At 66.3% G+C, this 23,480-nt stretch carries 20 protein-coding genes, 1 tRNA gene and 2 pseudogenes; 11 read left to right on the top strand and 12 right to left on the bottom strand.

What is annotated here, in order from left to right:
* Window positions 1-291: 291 nt before the first annotated feature.
* The 4 genes from BM394_RS09845 to BM394_RS09860 all read right to left on the bottom strand — a co-directional run bounded on the left by BM394_RS09845 (window position 292) and on the right by BM394_RS09860 (window position 5,169).
* Window positions 292-1,020 carry a PIG-L deacetylase family protein gene (locus tag BM394_RS09845; protein WP_092976968.1) on the bottom strand — a complete coding sequence of 243 codons (729 nt, stop codon included), beginning with the start codon at window positions 1,018-1,020 and terminating at the stop codon, window positions 292-294.
* A 162-nt stretch (window positions 1,021-1,182) separates the two neighbouring features.
* Complete coding sequence (locus BM394_RS09850) at window positions 1,183-2,841, bottom strand: FAD-binding dehydrogenase (protein WP_092976971.1); 1,659 nt, start codon at window positions 2,839-2,841, stop codon at window positions 1,183-1,185.
* A gap of 153 nt (window positions 2,842-2,994) precedes the next feature.
* Window positions 2,995-4,656, bottom strand: coding sequence for a monocarboxylate uptake permease MctP (mctP, locus tag BM394_RS09855; protein ID WP_092976974.1), 1,662 nt, complete (start codon window positions 4,654-4,656; stop codon window positions 2,995-2,997).
* A 225-nt stretch (window positions 4,657-4,881) separates the two neighbouring features.
* Window positions 4,882-5,169, bottom strand: a complete 288-nt coding sequence (locus BM394_RS09860; protein ID WP_207227711.1) for a DUF3311 domain-containing protein — start codon at window positions 5,167-5,169, stop codon at window positions 4,882-4,884.
* A gap of 381 nt (window positions 5,170-5,550) precedes the next feature.
* Between BM394_RS09860 and BM394_RS09865 the strand changes: the two genes are divergently transcribed.
* Together BM394_RS09865 and BM394_RS09870 are read left to right on the top strand one after the other, a co-directional pair.
* Window positions 5,551-6,765 (top strand): dipeptidase, encoded by a 1,215-nt coding sequence (locus BM394_RS09865; RefSeq protein ID WP_092976977.1) that lies wholly within the window; start codon window positions 5,551-5,553, stop codon window positions 6,763-6,765.
* 91 nt (window positions 6,766-6,856) lie between these two features.
* Window positions 6,857-7,408, top strand: a complete 552-nt coding sequence (locus tag BM394_RS09870) for a GNAT family N-acetyltransferase (protein WP_092976980.1) — start codon at window positions 6,857-6,859, stop codon at window positions 7,406-7,408.
* Window positions 7,409-8,258: 850 nt separating this feature from the next.
* Here BM394_RS09870 and BM394_RS09875 read toward each other — a convergent pair.
* Window positions 8,259-9,357: pseudogene (locus BM394_RS09875) on the bottom strand (helix-turn-helix domain-containing protein).
* A 572-nt stretch (window positions 9,358-9,929) separates the two neighbouring features.
* Here BM394_RS09875 and BM394_RS09885 point away from each other — a divergent pair.
* The 4 genes and pseudogenes from BM394_RS09885 to BM394_RS23690 form a co-directional block, all read left to right on the top strand.
* The gene (locus BM394_RS09885; RefSeq protein WP_092976986.1) at window positions 9,930-10,187 is read left to right on the top strand and encodes a hypothetical protein; all 258 of its coding nucleotides are present in this window, start codon (window positions 9,930-9,932) and stop codon (window positions 10,185-10,187) included.
* Window positions 10,188-10,241: 54 nt separating this feature from the next.
* Window positions 10,242-10,403 (top strand): DddA-like double-stranded DNA deaminase toxin, encoded by a 162-nt coding sequence (locus BM394_RS09890; RefSeq protein ID WP_139235186.1) that lies wholly within the window; start codon window positions 10,242-10,244, stop codon window positions 10,401-10,403.
* Entirely contained in the window at window positions 10,400-10,843 is a 444-nt protein-coding gene (locus BM394_RS09895; protein ID WP_092976992.1) for an Imm1 family immunity protein, read from the top strand. Before BM394_RS09890 ends, BM394_RS09895 begins: the two co-directional genes overlap by 4 nt.
* 90 nt (window positions 10,844-10,933) lie before the next feature.
* Window positions 10,934-11,642 (top strand): annotated as a pseudogene (locus tag BM394_RS23690) (IS5 family transposase); the annotation flags it as partial.
* A 373-nt stretch (window positions 11,643-12,015) separates the two neighbouring features.
* On the opposite strand, the gene putP reads toward BM394_RS23690, so the two are convergent.
* The 3 genes from putP to BM394_RS09915 form a co-directional block, all read right to left on the bottom strand.
* Entirely contained in the window at window positions 12,016-13,533 is a 1,518-nt protein-coding gene (putP, locus tag BM394_RS09905; RefSeq protein WP_092976995.1) for a sodium/proline symporter PutP, read from the bottom strand.
* A gap of 601 nt (window positions 13,534-14,134) precedes the next feature.
* Window positions 14,135-15,142, bottom strand: coding sequence for a DUF7507 domain-containing protein (locus tag BM394_RS09910; RefSeq protein ID WP_139235187.1), 1,008 nt, complete (start codon window positions 15,140-15,142; stop codon window positions 14,135-14,137).
* A 145-nt stretch (window positions 15,143-15,287) separates the two neighbouring features.
* The gene (locus BM394_RS09915) at window positions 15,288-15,935 is read right to left on the bottom strand and encodes an HD domain-containing protein (RefSeq protein ID WP_175530038.1); all 648 of its coding nucleotides are present in this window, start codon (window positions 15,933-15,935) and stop codon (window positions 15,288-15,290) included.
* A gap of 166 nt (window positions 15,936-16,101) precedes the next feature.
* On the opposite strand from BM394_RS09915, the gene BM394_RS09920 reads away from it, so the two are divergent.
* Complete coding sequence (locus tag BM394_RS09920) at window positions 16,102-17,061, top strand: GlxA family transcriptional regulator (RefSeq protein ID WP_175530039.1); 960 nt, start codon at window positions 16,102-16,104, stop codon at window positions 17,059-17,061.
* A gap of 177 nt (window positions 17,062-17,238) precedes the next feature.
* On the opposite strand, the gene BM394_RS09925 is transcribed toward BM394_RS09920, so the two are convergent.
* Together BM394_RS09925 and BM394_RS09930 are read right to left on the bottom strand one after the other, a co-directional pair.
* A complete protein-coding gene (locus BM394_RS09925) occupies window positions 17,239-17,772 on the bottom strand; it encodes a DUF6416 domain-containing protein (protein WP_092977004.1) in 534 nt (177 codons plus the stop codon).
* A gap of 72 nt (window positions 17,773-17,844) precedes the next feature.
* On the bottom strand, window positions 17,845-18,564 hold the full coding sequence (locus tag BM394_RS09930; protein ID WP_139235188.1) for an HD domain-containing protein: 720 nt from the start codon (window positions 18,562-18,564) through the stop codon (window positions 17,845-17,847).
* A gap of 349 nt (window positions 18,565-18,913) precedes the next feature.
* On the opposite strand from BM394_RS09930, the gene BM394_RS09935 reads away from it, so the two are divergent.
* Window positions 18,914-19,348: a cytidine deaminase gene (locus BM394_RS09935; protein ID WP_092977007.1), complete on the top strand. Its 435-nt coding sequence runs from the start codon at window positions 18,914-18,916 to the stop codon at window positions 19,346-19,348.
* Between the two features lie 509 nt (window positions 19,349-19,857).
* Entirely contained in the window at window positions 19,858-20,361 is a 504-nt protein-coding gene (locus tag BM394_RS09940) for a site-specific integrase (protein ID WP_217643428.1), read from the top strand.
* A gap of 75 nt (window positions 20,362-20,436) precedes the next feature.
* On the opposite strand, the gene BM394_RS09945 is transcribed toward BM394_RS09940, so the two are convergent.
* Window positions 20,437-20,512: transfer RNA gene (locus BM394_RS09945), tRNA-Lys, on the bottom strand.
* Window positions 20,513-20,587: 75 nt separating this feature from the next.
* Window positions 20,588-21,544, bottom strand: coding sequence for a DMT family transporter (locus BM394_RS09950; protein WP_092977013.1), 957 nt, complete (start codon window positions 21,542-21,544; stop codon window positions 20,588-20,590).
* 141 nt (window positions 21,545-21,685) lie between these two features.
* Here BM394_RS09950 and BM394_RS09955 point away from each other — a divergent pair, with 141 nt between their 5' ends.
* Together BM394_RS09955 and dusB are read left to right on the top strand one after the other, a co-directional pair.
* The gene (locus BM394_RS09955) at window positions 21,686-22,258 is read left to right on the top strand and encodes a superoxide dismutase family protein (RefSeq protein WP_092977016.1); all 573 of its coding nucleotides are present in this window, start codon (window positions 21,686-21,688) and stop codon (window positions 22,256-22,258) included.
* A 55-nt stretch (window positions 22,259-22,313) separates the two neighbouring features.
* On the top strand, window positions 22,314-23,459 hold the full coding sequence (gene dusB / locus BM394_RS09960) for a tRNA dihydrouridine synthase DusB (RefSeq protein WP_092977019.1): 1,146 nt from the start codon (window positions 22,314-22,316) through the stop codon (window positions 23,457-23,459).
* Window positions 23,460-23,480: the final 21 nt, after the last annotated feature.

The raw sequence follows: 23,480 nt of genomic DNA on the forward strand, positions 1-23,480 counted from the left end.
CGGCGTCGATTTCTCGCGAAATCGCCGGGTCGATGGGCAGCACGGCGCGGGTGGCGTCGATTTCTCGCGAAATCGCCGCGCCGGAACAACGCAGGGCGAACTCCCACCACGCCCGCAAGCCGCACTCCGACCATCCCGGCGGTCGGCACCGCCGCGGGTTCTCGCGTGCGGCTCTCGCGAGGAAGGCCCGACGTTGTGTAGGTCACTACCCGATGTCGGGCCTCCCCGGAGCGAGAGCCGTGCGAGAGGTTCCGCCACTTCAGCCACCTCGCCCAGCCGAGATGGCGAACTCTAGACGAGTTCGAAGGCGACGGCGTGCTCGGTGCCGAAGGAGGCCCCCGCCTCGGCGGTGGTGCGGTGCAGGAAGTCGCGGGCCATGTCCTCCGGTGCCTGCTCGGTCAGTGCCGCCAGATAGTTGGCGTGCGCGGCCAGCGACCCCACCGCCCGGTCGAGGGTCGGGCCGACGTCGACAGCGTGCGTGGGGTGCGGTGATCCGGCCACCGCGATCCGACGCACCCCCTTCCAGGGGTGCAGCCCCGCCTCGGTGACGAGCTCGGGAAAGATCCAGCGGTTGCCGGCATCGCCGACGGCGTCCAGCGCGGCACGCCCCACGGCACGGTGGTCCGGGCTGTTCCAGCCGCCGAATCCCCAGCGGTCGTAGTGGTTGAACGTGATCACCAGGTCCGGACGCACTTCACGTATCCCGCGCGCCAGGTCTCGCCGCAGCGCGGTACCCGACTCGATGACGCCGTCCCGGTGATCGAGGAAACGCACGTCGTGCACTCCGACCAGGGCGGCACTCTCGCGCTGTTCCCGTTCGCGCAGCGGCCCGGCCTCTTCGGGAGGAACTCCGTCGATCCCGGCCTCTCCCCGGGAGGCCAGCAGGTAGCTGACCTCGTGCCCCGCATCGGTCCAGCTCGCCACCGCCGCACAGGCGGCGAACTCCACGTCGTCCGGATGCGCCACGATCACCAGCGCACGCTGCCAGTCGGTCGGCATTGGTTCGAGCGACTCGGTCATGAAACCCCCATCCTCGGCCAAGAGCCGACGAGAAGCTCTCGGGTTGTCGGGTGCGGCGGTGTGGCCACGTGGGCGTCGATTTCCCACGAAATTGTCGATCCGGTGCGGCGGTGTGGCCACGTGGACGTCGATTTCCCACGAAATCGCCGGGGCATCTCTCGACTAACCAAGGTCGCGGGCGAGTGCCCGTCCGGCGCTACGGCCCGAGAACACGCAGCCACCGAGGAAAGTCCCCTCCAGCGCGTTGTAACCGTGCACCCCGCCGCCGCCGAATCCCGCGACCTCACCGGCGGCGTAGAGCCCCTCGAACGCGGAGCCGTCGGGTCGCATCACCTGGGAATCCAAATTGGTCTCCAGCCCGCCCAGGGTCTTGCGGGTGAGCAATCGGAGCCGCACCGCGATCAGCGGCCCGTTGCCGTTGTCCAGCAGCCCGTGCGGCGTGGCAACGCGGATCGCCCTGTCGCTGATGAACCTCCGTGCGGCGCGGATCGCCGAGACCTGCATGTCCTTGCCGTAAGGGCGGCTCATCTCGGCGTCGCGGGCCGCCACCCGCTCCCGCACGGCACGGGGATCCAGCAGCGACTCACCGGTGAGCTCGTTCATGCCGTCGACCAGGTCACGCAGGTTGTCCCGCACCACGAAGTCGACGCCGCGGCGCTTGAACGCCTCGACCGGACCGGGAGCTCCCTTGCGCACCCTGGACAGCAGCTTGCGCGGGCTCTTGTCCGTCAGGTCGGGGTTCTGCTCCGAACCCGACAGCGCGAACTCCTTCTCCAGGATGCTCTGGTCCAGCAGGAACCAGGTGTAGTCGTAGCCGGTGCCGAGGATGTGGCGCAACGTACCCATGTTGTCGAAACCGGGGAAGTAGGGTGCCGGCAGCCGCTCGCCGGTGGCGTCCAGCCACATCGAGGACGGTCCGGGCAGAATCCGGATACCGTGTCCCGGCCAGACCGGGTCCCAGTTGGTGATGCCCTCGGTGTAGTGCCACATCCGGTCGCGGTTGACCACACTCGCCCCGGACCGCTCACCGATGTCGAGCATCCTGCCGTCCACGTGGGCGGGGACGCCGGTCAGCATGTGCTCCGGTTTCCGTCCCAGCCAGGAGGGCCAGTTCCGCCGCACCAGTTCCTGGTCGCCGCCGATCCCGCCGGAGGTGACCACCACGGCCTGCGCGTGGTGCTCGAAATCCCCCACGACCTCGCGCGAGGAGGCCACTCCCCTGCGTTCCGAGCTGGGCCGCAGCACGCTGCCCCGCACACCGTGCGCGACGCCGTCGGAGGTGAGCAGCTCGTCCACCCGGTGGCGGTACCGGACACGCACCAGACCGGCACGCTCGGCTTCCCGCACCCGGTCGGCGAAGACCCGCACGATCTCGGGACCGGTCCCCCAACCGAAGTGGAACCGCGGCACCGAGTTGCCGTGGGAGCTCGCGGTGCCGCCGCCGCGCTCGGCCCATCCGACGAAAGGCATGAACCGCATCCCGAGGCCGCGCAGGTAGGAGCGTTTCTCCCCCGCGGCGAACTCGACGTAGGCCTGTGCCCAGCGTCGCGGCCAATGATCCGCTTCCGGGCGGTCGAAGGCCGCGCTGCTGTTCCAGTCCCGCAGCGCCAGCTCGTAGCTGTCCCGCACGCCGAGCCTGCGCTGCTCCGGGCTGTCCACGAGGAACAGTCCGCCGAGGGACCAGTGGGCCTGCCCGCCGAGGTTGTCGGCGTTCTCCTGCTCGACCAGCAGTACGGATCTGCCCGCGCGGGTGAGCTCATAGGTGGCCACCAGCCCGGCGAGTCCCGCGCCGACCACGATGACGTCCGCGTCCGATGCCATTGCCACGCCTCCCGTCAGTCTCGGGACCGAGCACACGCCCTCGCGATCAGTTCTCCGAGCCCTCCCGCGAGCGAGGCGTGAGCCACGAAACACTATCCGATACAAGCCGGGACCGGAAACAGCATTCACGGATGCCGCTTCCCGAACCGTGCGTCACCGCGACGCGGTCTCACCGGATGTCTCGGCCTCCGCCACCTCGGTGGAACCGGAGGGCGGCTCGGTGGCGTGGTAGTCGGCCTCGGCGGTGGCGTCGCTGCCCTCGGCGGCGCCGAACCACCGCAGCAGCGGAGTGAGCACCACCGCGACCAGCAGGTTGAACAGCAGCGCCACCGCACCCACGTAGATCTGGGTCCGGATGTCCGGCAACGGCTGCCAGCCGAAGAGGCTGAAGTCCGACAACGGCATCGCGGAACCGCCGAAGTGCCCCTCACCGGTAGCCGGGTCCTTCGGGATCAGGTACAGCTGCCAGAGCCCCCAGGCCATACCGACCGTCCAACCCGCCACCAGCGCCCAGCGATGCAGCCACCGAGTGTAGAGGGCGATCGCGACGGCGGGCAGGGTCTGCAGCACGATGACGCCGCCGATCAGCTGCATGTCGATGGAGAACTGCGGGTCGATGAACACGATGCTCAGCACCGCGCCGAACTTGACCACCAGCGAGGCGAGCTTGGCCTGCTTGGCCTCCTGGGCCGGGGTGGCACCGGGGCGCAGGTGCTCCTTGTAGATGTTGCGGGTCCACAGGTTGGCCGCCGCGATGGACATGATCGCGGCGGGGACCAGGGCGCCGATCCCGATGGCGGCGTAGGCCAGCCCCGCGAACCAGTCGGAGAACATCCGGTCGAACAGCACCGGCACGATCGTGTTGGAGTCCGGCTCGCCGGTGGCGCCGTTGACGATGGGCTCGACCCCCGCGGCCAGTGCGGCGTAGCCCAGCAGCGCCAGCATTCCGAGCAGGAACGAGTAGGCGGGCAGCGCGACCATGTTGCGCCGGATGACCTTGCGACCGGAGGAAGCGAGGATACCGGTCAGCGAGTGCGGGTATAGGAAGAGCGCGAGCGCCGACCCCAGTGCGAGAGTGGCGTACTGCAGCTGGTTGTGCTCCCCGAGCAGGATGGATCCGCCGGAGTCCGAACCGGACCACGCCGCGGTGGACTGGTCGATGATCGACCCCCAGCCGCCGAGCTGGCTGGGCAGGTAGAACACGGCCACCAGGATGACCACGTAGATCAGCAGGTCCTTGACGAACGCGATCAGCGCGGGCGCGCGGAGTCCGGACTGGTAGGTGTACAGCGCCAGCACCAGGAAGGCGATGAACAGCGGCGCGTGCCCGGCCAGCCCACCCGCGTTGAGTCCCATCGTGCGCAGCACCGCCTCCAACCCGGCCAGCTGCAGCGCGATGTAGGGCATCGTGGCGACGATGCCGGTCACCGCGATCAGCGTGGCCAGCAGCGGCGAGCCGTAACGGCCGCGCACGTAGTCGGCGGGAGTGACGTAACCGTGCACTCTGGACACCGACCACATGCGCAGCAGCGGCAGCAGCACCAGCGGGTAGAGCACGACGGTGTAGGGCAGCGCGAAGAAACCCATCGCACCGGCCCCGAAGACCAGCGCGGGGACCGCGACGAAGGTGTAAGCGGTGTAGAGATCACCGCCGACCAGGAACCAGGTGATCCAGGAGCCGAACTTGCGCCCGCCGAGCCCCCACTCGTCGAGGTGCTGCATGGACTCGGCTCGGCGCCAGCGCGTGGCGAGGAACCCCAGAACCGAGACGAACAGGAAGAGCGCGGTAAAAACGCCGAATTCGATCCACTGCATTTTTCAGAGTTTCCTGTCGGGGTTGCCGGGGGCTCGGGTGGCGGAACCTCCCGCTGGCTCTCGCTCCGGGGGCCCGACATCGGGTAGCGACCTACACAACGTCGGGCCGTCCTCGCGAGAGCGCGACGCGGGAGAACCCGCGGGTGGTCGAGTCGGGGAGGTGGTGGTTCGGTGCTGCCGCACCGAGCGAGTCACACCAGTGGACGACACGAGGGAAAGCATCGGTCAGTGCTTCCCCTCGTTGCCGTCGGCGGCGTGCTCAGTCACCGCGCTCTCCCTGCGGTTCGCGGCGCGGACGACCAGTCCCACGCACACCACGCCGAGTGGTACGAACAGGAACTGCGACCAGTAGAACATCGGCAGCCCGAACAGCCTGGGCTCGTCGTGGTTCCACAGTGGAGTTACGAGCATCAGCAGCGGGACGAGCAGCAGCAGGTTCCACGGTGAGCGGTCGGTTCCGAAGCGCGCTCGCGCTCCGGAGCCCTGCGGCTCACTCACGGGCGGCTCACTCATGGGCTGCTCGGTCATGGGCGGCCTCCCCTGTCCGTTGCAGTGCGGATCACCCGTTCGGGCAGCAGCATGCTAGCCGGAGTCGATCTCGCTGGGAAGGGGCGTCCGACGGATTGGGACGCGGCCTCGGCGCGTGACGCGGATTTTCAGCCGGGTGTTTGACTCCCACGGCGCGTGCTCGGGTTTTCGAGGTACGCGCGGTGTTCCGCCGCTCCCGTCGCGCGCGCCGGTGGAACGCCCGAAACACGTCGATCAGCTGTCCGGCACACTTCGAGGCCGGAGCGAACTCCGAGCACGGCCCCACCGGTGAAACGTCCCAGCCGGACGGCACCGGGCAGGCCCCGGCATCGAGCGACACAACTCGACGAGAAGAAGGCGGACCCCTTGACCGATCCCACCGAGTCCGAGTCGCGGCGGCGTGCCGCGCGGCTACTGCACGAGCACCCCGTGTTCGACGGCCACAACGACCTGCCCTGGGCGCTTCGCGAGGCGGTCGGCTACGACACCGACCGCGCCGACATCGCGACGGACCAGTCGGCGGTGCTGCACACCGATCTGGCCCGGCTGCGCTCCGGCGGTGTGGGCGCGCAGTTCTGGTCGGTCTACGTGCGCACGGACCTCACCGGCGACGCCGCGGTCTCGGCCACCCTGGAGCAGATCGACTGCGTGCGCGGGCTGACCGAGCGGTACTCGGATCGGCTGATCCCCGCCTACTCGGCCGCGGACGTGGAGCGCTGCCGCGAATCGGGGGGACTCGCCTCCCTCATGGGTGCCGAGGGCGGTCACTCGATCAACTGCTCGATGGGCACGCTGCGCGCGCTGTACGAGCTGGGCGTGCGCTACATGACCCTCACGCACAACGACAACGTTGCCTGGGCGGACTCGGCGACCGACGAACCCGCCGCCGGTGGTCTCACCCGTTTCGGCGAGGCGGTGGTACGGGAGATGAACCGGCTGGGCATGCTGGTAGACCTCTCGCACACCTCGGCCGGGACCATGCGGGACGCGCTGCGGGTCAGCCGCGCTCCGGTGATCTTCTCGCACTCCAACGCGCGGGCGGTCTGCGACCATCCGCGCAACGTGCCGGACGACGTGCTGCGGGCGCTGCCCGACAACGGCGGTGTGGCGATGGCGACCTTCGTACCGAAGTTCGTGCTGCCGGAGGCGGCCGAGTGGGACAGGGCGGCCGACGCACACCTGACCGGGCTGGGGCTGCATCAGCTGGACGGCACCGAAGCGGGCCACCGGGCACGCACCGAGTTCGAGCGGGACAATCCACGCCCCGTGGCGACAGTGTCCAATGTGGCCGATCATCTGGACCACATGCGCGAACTCGCGGGAATAGACCACATCGGACTCGGTGGTGACTTCGACGGCACCCCGTTCACCACCAGGGGGCTCGACGACGTCGCCGGATATCCCAACCTGCTCGCCGAGCTGCTGGAGCGGAACTGGTCCGAGGCGGAGCTGGCCAAGCTCACCTGGCACAACCCGCTGCGCGCGCTGCGCGAGGCGGAGAACGTGGCCGAGCGGCTGCGGCGCACCGAGAACCCGTCGATCGCCACCGTGGAGCAGCTCGACGGAGCCGCGGCGGACTGACGATAGCGCGGCCCGGACTCACGCGGTTTCCGGAAATCCGGTTGCGCGTACCGGTAGGAAGGTCACGGATAGTCGTTCGAGAGGAGCCGCCGTGTTCGCTCAACCGTTGGGTGCCGACGCCGAGTTACGGCCGTTGGAGCCCTGGCAAGCGGCGGAGTTCGCCGAGTTCACCGATGCCAACCGAAAGCACCTGGAACCCTGGCTGCCCTGGGCGGGCATCGTCCTCGACGAGGAGTCGGCACGGCGGTTCCTGCGGAAATACGCGGACAAGCAGGCAGACGACTCCGGTCGGATCATGGGGATCTGGCGCGGGGAGGAGCTCGTCGGCGGTGCGCTGTTCCGGGTGTTCGACACCCACAGCGGTTGCTGCGAACTGGGGGTCTGGCTCTCCGAATCCGCGCAGGGCAACGGATTGATCACTCGGACCTGTGAGCACCTGATCGACTGGGCTGTGCGGATTCGCGGCATGGCACGGGTGGAGTACCGCGTCTCGACCGAGAACCACCGCAGCATCGCGGTGGCGAAACGGCTGGGGATGACCCACGAAGGCACGCTGCGCAGTTTGTTTCCCCTCAACGGCAGGCGCCACGACATGCAGGTCTGGGCGGTGCTCGCCGAGGAGCGGCACGGCCGGGGTTCCTGATCGGTTTCGGTTCGCGAAGCGGCCAGGCACGGAAAGCCGACCGAGCATCCCGGAACCCGTCGCCGTCGATTTCTCGCGAAATCGCCGGGCCCGCGAGGTCACCGGCCACAAGCGACGAAACATCACCGAGCGTGGCGAACCGGTAGCGCTACGAGAAGGCCCCCGGATCACCGGGGGCCGACCGTGCTATATTTCATTCCGCCAAGATATGAAAAAAGCAGATGCCAGCGTAGCACGTATACGCTCCCGCTTCAGCCGTTCCCGGCAGGCCGAAGGACGGGGTAAGCCCGGGGCGCGGTTCGCGACCGCGACTACCCCGGTCAGAGCGGGCCGGGAGACGAGTGCCACGACACCCGGCGACGGTCGCCCGGTTCGGCAATCTTGGGAGCGCGTGGCACGAGAGCAGCGGCTCCTACCGCTGTAACCCCGGCGAGTGCGGAGTAGTGCCCGCACGTGGATTCCCCACCCCACCGACCTGTGACCGGTGTCTTCGACACGGTCGCGGCCAGGGGGACATACCCCCGTAGCTTCTCCCGCCGTGCGCCTCGGTGTCCGGCAGGCGGGGCGCCGGTTGGCGGTTTCTCGGGGAATCGCTGGGCACGTTGGCGGCCCTGCCGGGCTTACGCAGCGCGAGTCGTGCGGGTGAGTTCCGACCGCGCGCACGCGCGCGAAGCCGTCGTCGATTTCGCGCGGAACCTAGACCTGTAAGACAGGTGCTTTTGTCACACCTGGTCACAAGCTACAAACTTGCAGGTCAAACACCATGAAAGCCCGGTGACTGTGCTTGGCAGTCACCGGACTTTCCTGCTCTTACTTGATCCTGTGCTGGCTGAGTGCTGACTGACCTTAATCAACAGGAAAGTAGCCGCTCTACTACCTCAAAGCGGGTATTGCTCCGGACGGAGGGCATCTCAGAGCCGTAGGAGCGTGCCTGCTCCAGAGCTTCCCTGGCAGCGTCGAAGTCTCCTGCTCGTGCGTAGGACTCAGCCAGCCAGGAGCGGTACAGGGCTACCTCTCGTGCGTGCTCAGGTGGGTAAGTGGCTATAGCTGCTGAGAGCAGAGGCTCAGCCTCCTGAGGCTTGCCTAGCTCGATCATGCAGCGTCCTGCCATAACGTCAATTTCGGCTCTGTTGAGCCAATAAACCCACTCAGGCTCTACTGAGCCTCGCTGCTCATAGGAGTCGTCAACCTGATCTAGGACTCTCCAGGTGGCCTCAGCATCTCCTGTCTTCGCTGAGGCCCAAGCAACACGCTCCAGGAGGAGAGTCCGCACAACGGGAGTCGCTTCCTGTGCTCCCTGGACAGCAGTCCGTGCTAGGAGAGCAGCATCAGCAGGGTTACCGACGTTGGCTATCTGGTAGCTCAGGCTCGACAGGAGCTGTGCTCCAAGCACCCTGTCTTGAGCCTCATTGGCTGCTGCTACTCCGGAGAGGTAGAAGTTCTGAGCCTGCCGGTACTGACCGGCATCACTGGCCACCCACCCGGCGAGCTGCGACAACTCGCCTACCGCTGTGAAGAGCCTCCGTCCTACAGGCTCTGTGAAGCTCGCAGTGCGAACTAGGCTCTCAGTCTCCGCTAGCTCCTTGCTGATGACCGGAGACAGCTCCTCACTGCTCACAGTGTCGTCAAGGTGCCTGAGCTCCACTACGCGAGACTCAAGCTCTGTTGCCAGGGAGCTACCTACCCTTCGCCCTGAGTGCGTCTGTACGAGCATCGGAGAGGCAGAGACCAGCCACTTCATGCGCCAGCCTCACAGGATCGCTCTGAGTAGGACTCAGGGGCTTACTTAGAGCCTGCTCGTAGGCAGTGACTACCTCAGCAACGATGGAGCGCTTCCCTGTCTCGATCATGGACAGGTATGACTTAGTGAAGTGCGTCTTTGAAGCCATCCGGTTGAGGCTCAGTCCTGCTGCCTCCCGCATGGCTCGGAGGTCTGCACCTACTGCCATCGCTGCTCCTGTGAACCGTTGTGAACGGCTCAAGCCTATCGGGTACTGCCAGTAGCGACGAAACTACTTACAGGATGGCCCTTAGCGGAGACGAGCAACCCCCGACACGCTCCAGACCCCGATCCTCCGTTAGGGGCTGTCCCTCCACAACCGAGCAACGGGAAGGCATTGAAGCAAACTGAATACCGATCAGTAGTGCTACAGAGAGAGATCCATCCGAAGCGCTCTGACCAGATTCCCACCATGAGACAGGAAGTCTCTCAGATAGCTCGGGGAACTAGTTCCAGCACTGTCACTACTCAACTGCTGGAAGCGGTCCTTGCTGGTCTGAGAAGACTCTAGAGGGAGACAGCGTGATCAGACTATGGCTGACCAGATGGAAAGCACACAGGGAGCGGAACAGGATCGAGAGGCCTCGCAAGAGGACCAATCTCTGAGCTGTGATCAGTGGGCTCAAGTAGCTCAGTTCATCATCAGTGAAGCTCTCACTCCTGAGGGAGTGAGGATACCGGAAGAAGACTTCAAGAGCTGTGTCTCAGCTCTGGGAAGCTACTACGATGAGGAGAGCCTCAATGGCTGACATGCAGGAAATCATTGCTGCCCTGAACATGGCGATTGAGCAGCTTGACGGTAATGCTGCTGGATATGCGCTCCAGCGCTATGAGGAACTGGAGGCTCCGCTTCAGTCCCTCAATGGCGTACCTGCCTATGAGCAAGCAGCTCAGGCATACAACGGACTGACAGCCTCACTCAAGGAAGCAATGGCAGCAGAGCAGCAACTCAAGCAGGTCTTGGAGCAAGCGAGGGCGATGTTTCAAGGAGGGCTCTAGTCCTCCTGTTCCTTCTCCTTCTCAGCAAGGTGCTGAGCTTCCTCAGCCTCCATCGTGATTAACAACGATATGTGCGATAGGAAATCACCCATGCTCTTTGCTCCCTACGGTTGTCGCAGAGCTATCCGGGCCATCCTGCCGAAGGGGTACGCTCTCAACGTCTGGGAGCCTGACTCCACTGAGCCAACTACCATCCGAGGAGTAGCAGACTCATGATCCTGAATGCCTCCATCGCTAACAAGGAGTTTCAGAGTGCAGAGCAGGCAGAGGCACTCATTGAGCAGCTTCTCTATACTGACCACTCCTCATGGGAGTCACGCCTCTACGTCACTGAAACTTTCATCGGTCCTGATGAGGTAGATGAGGACTGGCTACCCCCCCCCCCCCCCCACGAAGTGACCCTAGCTGTCGATCCTGAGGCAGGATACGGAGCTATCCGCTGGATAGGTATCACAGTAGAGGACACAGGTCCCTACGTCACTCACAACTCAGAGGCTGAGCCTGAGGTAGAGCTTCTCACTGACGGAGGTACTCCTCACTACTTCCCTCGCTCCGCTGCTCTGCCTCTGAGTGACATCAGGAACGCACTGCTTGAATTTGCCTCCAATGGCAAGCGTCCTGAGTGTGTGCAGTGGCAGAGCTTCGACAAATTTTAGTCAGGAACTGGCGATATCCTCGTGCTCTTCCGGCCTAGCTTTAAGACCGTGTCTCATCTGGGTGGTCATAGTTTGGCATGATCGTGGGTGATCGTGGATCGGTTGTCGCAGCGGTTGGTACCGGATGAGTTGTGGGATTTGGTTCGCCCGTTGATTCCGGGCTTCGCGCAGCGTCCGCAGGGTGGTGGGACGACTCGGAACGGATGATCGGGTGGTGTTCACGGCGATTGTCTACGTCCTCACCAGCGGATGTTCCTGGCGCGACCTGCCGCCGTCATTCGATGTCACGCTGCCCACGGCACACCGCCGGTTTCAGCAATGGACCGAGGCCGGACTGTGGCGCCGATCGCACCAGGCCGTGCTGGACGAGCTCGGTGCCCAGGGCAAGATCGAGTGGGCTCGTGCGGTGGTCGATGCGGCCACGGTGCGCGCGAAAAAAGGGGGATCGATGACCGGACCCAGCCCTCCTCGACCGAGGCAAGTCCGGCTCGAAGATCCACCTGCTGTCCGATCAGGCCGGTCTCCCGCTGGCGGTAGCGGTCTCGGCAGCCAACACCCATGACAGCAACGGGATGAACCCCTGGTCAAGGCCATACCACGGGTGCGCTCCCGCCGAGGGTCACGGCGGAGTAAGCCTGCCAAACTGCACGCCGACAAAGGCTACGACGACGACACACTGCGCACCTGGCTCCGACAGCGAAACATCGTCCCGCGCATCGCTCGCACCGGCATCGAACCCCGCCACACGCTCGGCCGCCACCGATGGGTCATCGAACGCAGCCTGGCCTGGCTGGCCGGTCTGGGGATCAGCACCGGACACGGCTACCTCGCACCGAGCTGGATCGGAGCGGCCCTGGCCGGGATGGCACTGCTGACCGCGCTGGTGGGAGTGGCCACCGACCGCCGGGAGCGGAGAACAACGAGGGTGCACGCCGCGAACGGCGAACCTGCACCGATTCCCTGATCCCGACGGACAACAACAGTGGGCTCGGGGATTTCAAGGAAGCCGCGTAAATTTCCCGCGAAATCGCCGCTCCGACGGGGCGACCCGACGGAGGTGGGCGTCGATTTCTCGCGAAATCGCCGGGTGGAGGACGGCGCACGAGGCGGCGACACACGAGGGGCGGTGCACCCGGCATGCACCGCCCCTCCGTGCCGCGAAGCAGCGAGGCTCAGGACTTGGCCGGTTCGGCGCCTTCGACCGGTTCGACCATGTCCCCGGACCAGTCACGCTCGGGACGCTTGCCGAGACCGTTGCACGCCACGATCGCCAGCAGGGCCACGATCCAGCCCGGGATCATCTCGTAGACCCCGGTGCCGCTGAGCGCGTCCACGTTCTTCCAGACCAGCACGGTGACCGCACCACCGACGACACCGCCGAGAGCCCCGGTCCAGGTCATGCGGGACCAGAACAGCGAGAGCAGGATTACCGGGCCGAACGCGGAGCCGAAGCCGGCCCACGCGTAGGAGACGATGTCCAGCACGGCTCCGCCGCCGAGTGCGATCACGTAGGCCACGAGCGCCACCAGGACCACGGTGGCACGCCCGACCCACACCAGCAGCCGCTCCGAGGCGGCCTTGTGCACGAAGGCACGGTAGAAGTCCTCGGTCAGCGCGGTGGAGGCGACGAGCAGCTGACTGTCGGCGGTGGACATGACCGCTGCCAGCACCGCGGCGAGCAGGATGCCGGCGACCCACGGGTTGAGCAGCTGCTGTGCCAGCGCGATGAACACCTGCTCCGGATCGTCCAGCGGCTGGTCGAGCACGCCGATACCGACCAGGCCGACCATCGAGGCACCGAGGAGGGTGACCAGCACCCAGGTGGTGCTGATCCGGCGGGCGACGGGAATGTGCCGCGCACTGCGGATTCCCATGAACCGCGCCAGGATGTGCGGCTGCCCGAAGTAGCCCGGTCCCCAGGCCAGCAGTGACACGATCGCGACGAAGCTCAGGCCGCTTCCGCTCGACCAGCTCCCGTCGGTGAAGCTCGCCTCCTGGCCCATGTCCAACAACGCCGGGGACTGCTCGGTGAGCGCCCCGCCGAGGCCGCCGAAACCACCCAGCAGGGCTATACCGATCAGCGGGAGCACCACCAGGGCCAGGAACATCATCGTCCCCTGCACCACGTCGGTGAAGCTCACCGCGAGGAACCCACCGAGGAAGGCGTACATCACGATGACCGCCACCGAAATGGAGATCGCCGTCGTCGAGTCCACGCCGAAGACGTCCTCGAACAGCACTCCCCCGGCGACGAGACCGCTGGCCACGTAGACGGTGAAGAACACCACGATCACCAGCGCGGAGACCAGCCGGAGCGAACGGCTGCGGTCCTCGAACCGCGATTCGAGGTAGGCCGACAGGCTGACGGCGTTGTTGGCCCGCTCGGTGTAGGTGCGCAGCCGGGGAGCCACGAACAGCCAGTTGAGGTACGTACCGAGGGCCAGGCCTATCGCGATCCAGGTGGCCCCGACGCCCTGGGCGTAGACAGCTCCCGGGAGTCCGAGCAGCAACCACCCGGACATATCGCTGGCCTGCGCCGACAGTGCCGCGGTCGGCGCGTTGAGGTTTCGACCGCCGAGCGCGAAGTCGGCGAGAGTGTTGGTGCGGCTGTACACCCACACTCCGATCACGAGCATGACGACCAGATACGCGGCGAAGGTCGTCAGTACCACTGGACTGATCTCAAACACTGATACTCCTTCAGCCGGGACGACACATGCGCTCCGCCGAAGCGGATCACCGACAGTGGTCGCGGATCGAGGTCGGCATGTGTTCGCGGTAAGTGTTCGAAGGATAGTAAGTGGTATTCGCAACGGCGTATTCGTGCGATGTCACATGATTTCGACCTTCTCGTTGTCCGATCGAACAACGAGTTCTCACCTCAAAGAGTGACTTTAACGTCATCTCACCCAGTGGATGATCCAGATACGAAACGTGATGTTCCGAAAACTCGCCGTGGGCGCGGCTAGACATCGGATGGAGCGCCGCGGGACCGGCCCGGTTCGAGTGGCCCAATCGGCTCCCGGAAGTGGGAAGAAGGCCGTGCACGACGGCAGCGACGGAGTCATTCGGGCAACCGGCTCTCGCGGTTCCACCGACCCGAAGCGACTCGTGAACCGCGCGGTCGTGACACTGCCGGTCGGATCGATCGTACTGGGCACGTCGAACGTGCGTCGCGCGGTGGGACTCTGGTGTGCGGCACTCGGTCAGGTGCCACGCGACTCGGAGCGAGAGCGGGAAACGCTGGCTTCCCGCCCCCGCGTCGTCCCGCCCCTCGCTTGGTGTGCTCGCCTATCCGGTAACGGGCAGGTGGCCGTCGTTCGAGGTCGGTTCGGGAGCGGTCGGCAGGTCACCGGGGTCCGGCTTCGGGGGTTTCGGCTTTTCCGGATGATCGGTCGGCTCTGTGGGGTCGGTCGGTGGATCAGTGGGATCCGTCGGCGTAACGTTCGTCTCCACGCAGGAGCGGTCGTCCTCCGTGGTGGTCCGCCGCGTCCCCGTGTACATCTCCGCGCAGTTGGGGATCACCGTGCCCACCGGCACGTCGGGGTTCACGCGCAGCGTGATGGTCACGACCTCGCTCTGCCCCGGTTCGGGGGTTCCCAGCGGGCAGGTCACGGTCAACCCGCCCGAATCGCACACCGACGAGGCGGACTCGATCGTGGTGAGCTGGCCGTTCGTCGCGTCCTGCAACGTGACGTCCACGGCGTCGGAGGGCCCCTGATTGGTCGTGGTCAGCGTGTAGGTGATCGTCCCGTCGGGCGAGACCGTGGCGGGCCCGTCCTTGGTGATCGCCACGTTCGTCAGGGTCCGCGCCTGGGACACGAGCCGTGTGCTGTCCCCGGAGGCACCCGGTGTGGAGGAGTCCACTGTGGCCGAGTTGGCGATGTTGGTACCGTCCGCGAGATCGGAACTCGTCGTCACCGGCACGGTGAACCGGACGGATTCACCCGCGGGTACGGTGGTTCCCTCGCCGCCGCAGGTCACTGTTCGACCGTCGGCCGAACAGTCAGCGGGCAGGTCTCCCGGTTGGACGGCGGAGTCGAGTTGGTCGGTGACGACCACGTCAGCGGCGTCGGTGTCACCGCTGTTCGTCACGGTGATCACGTACTCCGCTTCCGCGCCCACGGTCATCGGGTTCGGGTTCACGGTCTTGGTGATGTCCAGCTGCGGACTTCGAGCGGAGCCTTCGGAGCGCTGCTGGGCGGATGTCGCCGTCGCGCCGTCGGCCACACCGATCGACAGCAGGCACGCGGCGAGCACCGAGGGCGCGGGACACGGCGCCCGAACGGTCCTCGCCAACGAGTCAGCTCCGTTCCGAGCGAAGTGTGACTGTGGCTGGTTGAACCGACCGGATCCCACGGTGTGACTCGAATTCCCGTGCTCTCGGCGCGGTCTCCGATGCGGTGCGGTCGCGGAATCGGTCGCTCGAAGCCACGCGGGCCTCTCAGGAGGAAAACGGATCGCGTCCGAGCATGTCCTCGGAGGTCGGAAGCGCGGTGTCGTGATAGCGGTCAGCGGTCTCGGCGAGCCAGGTCAGCGCGTAGGCGGTGGGAGCGCGGCGAGCGGCTGCCTCGACGGTGTCGGTCATCCGGTCGGCGAACCCGTCCCGTGGGAACGCGGTGAGAACCTCGTCGACCCGCGCGGGGTCGAGCCGGTCGAGTCCGCTGCCGTCGATGTCGGTTCCCGCACCCCAGTGCACCAGGGCGCATTCCGGCGACTTGTGGTCCGCGATGCCCATCGACGTGTGCAGCGCGATGGCATCCCAGATCGCGCGTGCCTCCTCGTCCGCCAGGCCGCTGGATCTCGCCCAGTCGTACGCGGCTTCGGCGCCCTCGACCTCGAACCGCCGCCGTCCCCCGTGATGCTCGGTCAGCCCCAGATCGTGCAGCAGCGCCGCGGCGTAGGCGAGCTCTTCACGTACCCGGAGTCCCGCCGCCGCGGTAGCCAGCCGACCGAAGACGTAGGTGCGTTCGCAGTGACGCAGCAGAAACTCGGGGCTGTGCCGCGCGGCCAGTGCGTGCGCCTCACGGGTGAGCGTGCTGTCGGGAATGCGAATACCGGCGATGACGTGCATGGTGAGCGTCCTCCGCACGCCGCTTCCCCGGATGCGGGAAGCGGCGCGTTCCGTCGGGTGGGTTACTGGGCCGTGGGTGGTCATCGATCCGGTCGACGCCACCGATACGTACGTCCCGACCCTGCCGTGACGCTCACGTGTAGCGTGAGTGGCAGAAACGACGAGATGCGCAAGAATGCTGCCGATGCATCAGATCAGTGTGCTCGCACTACCCGAGGTCGTGCTGTTCGATCTGGCGATTCCGCTGGAGGTCTTCGGCAGCCAGCCGCACCGCTACACCACCACGGTGTGTGCCGCCACCCCTGGCCCGGTGCCCGGCACCGGGGGAGTCCCCGTCCACGCCGGGAGGGGGCTCACATCACTGGCCGAAGCAGACACGGTGATCGTTCCCGGCTTCGATCCGCGGGACGTTCCCGCGCGAGAAGTGCTCACGGCGCTGCACGACGCGGCCGAGCGGGGCGCGCGAATGGTCTCGATCTGTACCGGCGCGTTCGCCCTGGCTCCCACCGGCCTGCTCGACCAGCGATCCGCGACCACCCACTGGTACTACACCGAAGAGCTCTCCCAGCGTTACCCACGGATCCAGGTCGACCCGGACGTGCTCTACATAGACCACGACGACATCGCCACCAGCGCCGGAATGGCCGCCGGGATCGACCTGTGCCTGCATCTCGTACGCCGGGACCACGGGGCCGACGCTGCCACCGACATCGCTCGCCGCATGGTCGTTCCTCCCCACCGCCGTGGCGGCCAGGCCCAGCTGCTGGACCGGCCACTGCCTCCCAGCGGGGACACCCTGGCCGAGACCTGCGCCTGGGCGCGCGAGCATCTGGACCAGCGACTGACCGTGGCCGACCTTGCCCGGCACGCCGGGTACGCACCCCGCACTTTCGCCCGGCACTTCCGAGCTCAAACCGGCACCACCCCCTTGCGGTGGCTGACAGCTCAGCGCATCCACCAGGCCCGCAGACTGCTGGAGCACACCGACCGCACGGTGGCCGACATCGCCCGCAGCGTCGGACTGGGCACCGCCGCCAATCTGCGCACGCGACTCGCTCGCGACGCTCACACCAGCCCCAACGCCTACCGCCGCACCTACCAGGAATCCCGGGAACCGCACTACAACGACGGCGACGCGCGCTGAGGGAGCGGCATCGGCTCCGGTCGCGCGTCCCTGATGAGCCGGCATTCCCGATGAACCGCGGCGACGAGCCGGATGAGCGTGCTGGCCGATTCGAAGCACGACGGATGGCAGGGCTTTCAGCCAACACGCCCGTTGCTTGAGGTAACCAGTTCCGGGAGCAGACGACGTCAGCTGTCGTTACTGGTCGATATTGGCCCGCGCATGACGGAACAGGTCGGCTACACGCGATTTCATCGCGTAATCCGTGTACTTCGTCTTGTCGCCTCCCCACCAGTAGAACGGGTAATTTCGACCGGTTAGCTCGCAGGAGTGGTTGAGCCCGTTGATCGACCCGGCGATCGAGCGTGACCCGGAGAAAACGTCTTCACCGGCGAGGTGACAAATTTCGTCCACACTGAGCAGTTGTCCCGGATGATCGATCAGCAGGTCCAGAAACACTTTCGCCTTGCCGCTGACGGGCTGGTAAAAGGCTTCGGCAACGGCGCTATCAGCATCGACGTCCCACTTGGGGTAGTAACGATCATCCTCCCGCAGGGCATGATAGCTCCACAGTCGATGGTCATCGGGCAGCACGTGTCTGCTGTCGACCTCGTCGTTCGCAGGATGAATGTCCAGCTGACTGCTCAAAGTGCTCATCACCTCCATCGCACGCTCCCGCGACATCGTGAGCTCCACGCCGCCTCCGACACGCAGACGAATTTCGCCCGACATTGCTCCACACCTAACCGAGAAAGGGATACCAAAGGGTTAACCCCTTTGGGGTCTCGTCAAGGAAAACAGTGATCAGAGCGTCGAACGAATAACCCCAGTCGGATGTGTGGACACACCAGGCCGCTCCGACAAGATCACTCGGCGGATTGTCCGGGGCGGGCCCAGCCGCGATTCTCCTTCGGCGATGAGGCGCTGCCCCACTTCCCAGAGATACGTCGAGCCGTCGCCGATCACGGCTTTCCGCCTGCGGACGTCGTCGGCGGTGGTACCGGGCGTACGCCAGGTACCACCGCGAGCCATCCAGTTGAGCAGGAGCGGCTGGAAACGGTCCATGGCCTTGGCGAAGCGGGCCTCGGGCGTGTCGCGTTCTTCGAACTCGTCCCACAGCGTGCGAAGCCGCGAAGCCTGGTCCTCGGGCAACAAGCCGAACAACTCGGTGGCCGCGCGAGCTTCGCGCTCGTACTGCTCGTCCCTGCCGTCGGCCGCGTACAGCGGTGTGTCACCGGCGTAGATCTCGACGAGATCGTGAACGAGCACCAGTCGCACGGTGTGCCCGGTGTCGATGGGCTCGTCGGAGTACTCGGCCAGCAGGACCACCATCATGGCCAGGTGCCAGGAGTGCTCGGCGTCGTTCTCGCGTCGTTCAGTGGCCACGAGCGGGGATCGGCGAAGGATCGCTTTGAGGTGGTCAACCTCGATCAAGAAGGTCAGCTGGTCACGCAGGCGTTCGTCCAGCTCGACGGGGAACGGGGTCTTCGCTGCGAGCGGTTCGCTCCGGCGATCATCAGTCACGTAAGCACACGATGACACAGCGTCCACGCGAAAGACAGAGTTCTGTCAAGTCTGGCATCGACCGGCACGGATCGGCTGTGCCTCTGCGACACCCGCTTTATGGGATGAGGCCTCGCATCGTCTGCCGTCGGTCAGTCCTTGGTGTGTGCTGGGACGGAGCGCGTAGACGGGGACTTGTTACATGGCGGAGCAGTGGACGTTTGCCGTTGATTCGTGGGGGTAAAGTGGGGCAAATTCAGCAGCGGCCCCGTACCTTTTTTGGGCGCGACGTCCCTCTCTTCAGGTTACGGTTCAGCTTCGAACGCCCCGCATTGGCCTCGCTCGCACTCCACGCGTTCAGACTGGCTGGATGAACTTGGACCAACATCTCGTGGATGCGGCTGTCAGTCAGATGGATCATCGGGCTCGAACAGCGGCTGCGGCGGTTTACCTGCAGGATGGTCGGATCCTCACCAGTGTGTGTCTCGATAACCTCAACGCCGCGGCCACGTTGTGCGCGGAGACCGGGGCGATCTGCCAGGCCTACACACTTGGTGCCTCGATTACCGCTTCGGTGTGCGTCAGTAGATGGGAGGGTGGCAGGGGCTTCTCGGTCCTCGCGCCCTGTGGGATCTGCCAAGAACGCCTCGCGCTGTGGGGACCGGATGTTCAGGTGGGCGTGGCGGATCTGGAAGCCGCGTCCGGCTGGAACGTGCGGACTCTCCGGGAACTCAACCCGTTCTACTGGGGCCAACACTTCGCCGACGGTGACACATGGCCTTCCTCCGCTGTGCACGCGTCCTGAATATCGGGACCCTACGGCATGAGAGACCCGTACGCTTGGGACTCGTAGAGACTCGCCTCCGGAGGGCGTTCCGGTTGGCTTCGCTGCCTCGGGCTTCCGGCGTGCGTCGCTGGTGAGCGTGCCGTGTGGTGCCGGTTGGTTGTCGTCGTTTGTCGTCGCTGATCGGTGGCGTGTGCCCCGGATGTGCCCCACGGGGTGAACCGTTGATGGCGGTGGAGTGCGCCCCGCCAGACCCCTCCTCATCCGACACCAAGCCGCCTCAGCGGGCAAGCCGGTTAGTCAAGAGTGCCTGACCCCGTGCTCACCGCATCGTGTCGATGGGAGCCGATCGACTCTCTTGACTCACCGGATTGACCGCCATCCGCCAACGGCGGATGAGGGAGGGGTCGCCACGATGCCAGGGCGCACGGATGCGCGTTCACCGTTCACGTTCGGCGGTCCCGGCAGGGGCCGCCCTTGAATCGGACGAGGCGGCAAGCGGTAGGGACATTCCCGATCTCGTTCGCTGCATGCTGGCCACCGGTGTACGGATCGGTGAGGCGCTGGCCGTGTGCTGGCCCGAGGTGGACTGTGAAGCCGGTTTGATCTCGGTGAACTTCACGGTGGTCCGGGTCAAGGGCGAGGGACTGGTCAGGAAGTCGACCAAGTCCAATTCCGGGGAACGGACCTTGCCGCTCCCCTCCTGGGCGGTGGAGATGCTTCGACGGCGCGAGAACGAGCGGGGCGACCGGGAGGAACCTGTCTTCCCGGACAGTCTGGGTGGCTTGCGCGATCCGTCGAATACCCGGCGAGATCTGCGCAAGGCACGTGGTGCCGAAGAGTTCGCCTGGGTGACTTCGCACGTGTTCCGGAAGACGGCGGCCACGATCCTGGACGAAGCGGGCTTGTCGGCGCGGGTGGTGGCCGATCAGCTGGGGCACGCGCGGCCGTCGCTGACTCAGGACGTGTACATGGGGCGCCAGGCTGGCAGCGGTGGCGCGGCTGATGCGCTGGAACGGGCCATCGATAACTAGTTCACGAGTTTTGTGCACCTAAAGTGCACTCGTGATCTTGCTCGGTCAGTGGCGAAACTTGCTGACCTGGCCTTCTGGTGGGCCGCCAGGGACTCGAACCCTGAACCCGTGGATTAAAAGTCCACTGCTCTGCCCATTGAGCTAACGGCCCGCGAGCTACACCTTACAGGCAGCCGTTGATCTAGTACATCGCCGGGCGGGCCGACCACCCGCCCGGCGTGTCGGTTCAGCCCCGCACGAGTGCGGCTTCCGGTTGGACGACCTTCCGGCTACCGGCGCGTTCGTTCCAGCCCAGCGCGGTGATCATCACGACGAGCAGCACGAAACCGACCCACTGGGTGACGGTGAGGTTCTCACCCAGCACACCGACACCGACGATGGCGGCGGTCGCCGGAAACGACAGCTCCGCCAAGGTGGCCCGCGCCGCGGGCGTGGTGCGCAGTCCCAGGTAGTACAGGCTCAGCGCCAGCAGACCGGGAATCAGCGCGAGCAGCAGCAGTCCTCCGAGGTTCGCCCACCCCACGGCCAGCGCCCCACCGATGTTCGACAGCCCCTCGGTGATCGAACCGTCGCGCAGCAGCAGCACCAGCGCCACGGTGGGCAGCCCCACCGAGTATCGCAGCGTGGTCACCTCCATCGGAGCCAGCTCCCTGCTCAACATCCTCCCCAGCACGGTCCCCGCGGCCCACAGCGCCGCCGCTCCCAGCGCCAGCAACGCGGGCATCAGCCGGGAGACACTCACCTGCGTCGGATCCGGAAACGCCAGCAGCCAGGCGCCTGCCAGCGCGGGAACGGCGAAGGCGAGGTAGCCACGGCGGAAGCCCTCCCGCAACAGCAGGAACGAGGCCACCGCGGCGAACACCGGTTGCAGTTTCTGCAGCACCACGGGAGTCACCGGATCGCCGTATCCGAAGGCGGCGGTGAACATCAGCGTGGCCAGCGCGGAGGTACCCGCGCCGACCACCAGCGCCGCCGCCCGCTGCTTGCCGCCGCACCGGGCGAACGCCCGCCACGCCCTCGGCAGCAGCGGCGCCAGCAGCACCGTGACGATCAGATGTTCGCACAGCACCACCGTGGTGCTCGGTAAACTGGTCGCCAGCGGCATCCGCCACAGCGCGTCCGTCCCCCACATCGCGGTGGCGATCGCGACCAACCAGGTCCGATCGCGCCCCGAATCAGTCATTCGATCAACGTAGCGCGCCTACGCACCGGTACGCGCCCGCGATGATGACGATCCTCGTCACACTCACCACCGGACACGCCGTTTCACTCTTTCCGGCGATCATCCACCGCTGAGGGCCGCGCACCACGTAGAACCGGACACATGCGATCCGTATCGAGCGTCGTGCTGGCCGTGACGGCCCTGGTCCTCGCGGTTCCCGCCACCGCGCAGGCGGACTCCTCGGACGAGGGTCACAACCGGACGGTGGCGCGGGGAGTTTTCACCGGTTATCAGGAATCAGCGACGGCCGTCACCTACGCGCCCGAGCTGGTACCGCCGGGCGCGCGGATAGGGGTCTTCGCCGAGAGCTCGCCGGGCAAAGGCACGTCCGTGGCCGCTGTCCTCGAGGGGTTGCGGCCGAACCGCACCTACGGCGCTCACGTGCACACCAGCCCGTGCGGGGACGAGGGTTCCGACGCGGGGCCGCACTTCCAGCGGGTACCCGCACCGGAGGGCGTGTCCGGTGATCCGACCTACGCCAACCCGAGCAACGAGATCTGGCTGGACTTCCGCACCGACGCGGCCGGTAACGCGGTGAGCGGCGCCTTCGGGAAATGGAACCCGCACCGGGGCGACGCCTCGTCGGTGGTGATCCACGAGCACCGCACCCGCACGGCGCCCGGCGTGGCGGGCGAGGCCGGGGACCGACTCGCCTGCCTGAGCGTGCCCTTCTGAGAGGCCTGCGTCCGCCCGGTACTGATCGGCGGGAACGAGCACCGACAATGGAGGCATGTCGCTCGCCCCAGCCACCGAACCACTCCGGATCGGACCGTACGCGGTCGATCCACCCGTGGTGCTCGCTCCGATGGCGGGCATCACGAACCTGGCCTTCCGGAAGCTGTGCCGGGAGTACGGCAGTCGCGACTCGCTCTACGTCTGCGAGATGATCACCGCCCGCGCGGTCGTGGAACGCAACGCCAAGACGCTGCGGATGATGAGCTTCGACGAGGGTGAGCACCCGCGTTCGATGCAGCTCTACGGTGTGGATCCGGCGACCATGGCCGAGGCGGTCAAGATCGTCGTCGGCGAGGGTTGGGCCGATCACATAGACACGAATTGGGGATGCCCCGTCGCGAAAGTCACCCGCAAAGGTGGTGGGGCTGCGCTGCCCTACAAGCGCAGGCTGTTCGAGGAGATCATCTCGTCCGCGGTGCGGGCGGCCGAACCGGCGGGAGTTCCGGTCACGGCCAAGTTCCGGGTGGGAATCGACGACGAGCACACCACCTACCTCGACGCGGGTCGCATCGCCGAGGAAGCGGGGGCGTCCGCTGTCGCGCTGCACGGCCGCACAGCCGCGCAGCGTTACTCGGGAACGGCCGACTGGGAACGGATCGCCCGCCTGAAGGAAACCGTGCGGAGCATTCCGGTGCTGGGCAACGGTGACATCTTCACGGCCTCGGACGCCCGGCGGATGATGGACAGCACCGGTTGCGACGGTGTCGTGGTCGGGCGCGGCTGCCTGGGCCGACCGTGGTTGTTCCGGGAGCTGCACGCCGAGCTGCGGGGTGAACCGATTCCGGAGCCGCCGGATCTCGGCGAGATCCGCGGCATCGTGTACCGCCACGCCTGCCTGCTGGCCGAACTCATGGGTGAGGAAAAGGCCATGCGCGACCTGCGCAAGCACATGTCGTGGTACTTCATGGGCTTTCCGGTCGGTTCGGAACTGCGCCGCAGGCTGGGTGTCGTGTCCACACTCGGCGAGCTGGCGGAGATGCTGGACGAGCTCGATCCGGACGTCCCCTTCCCCGCCGAGGCGGAGGGGCCGCGAGGCAGGCAGGGATCGCCGGGCAAGGTGGCACTGCCGGAGGGCTGGTTGGACGATCCGGAGGACAACTCCGTCCCGGTGGGTGCCGATCTGGACCACAGTGGAGGATGATTCCCTCCCCGCTTCGCTCGC

It is taken from the genome of Actinopolyspora lacussalsi subsp. righensis, from assembly GCF_900116555.1.
In the GTDB taxonomy this organism is placed as follows: Bacteria; Actinomycetota; Actinomycetes; order Mycobacteriales; family Pseudonocardiaceae; genus Actinopolyspora; species Actinopolyspora lacussalsi.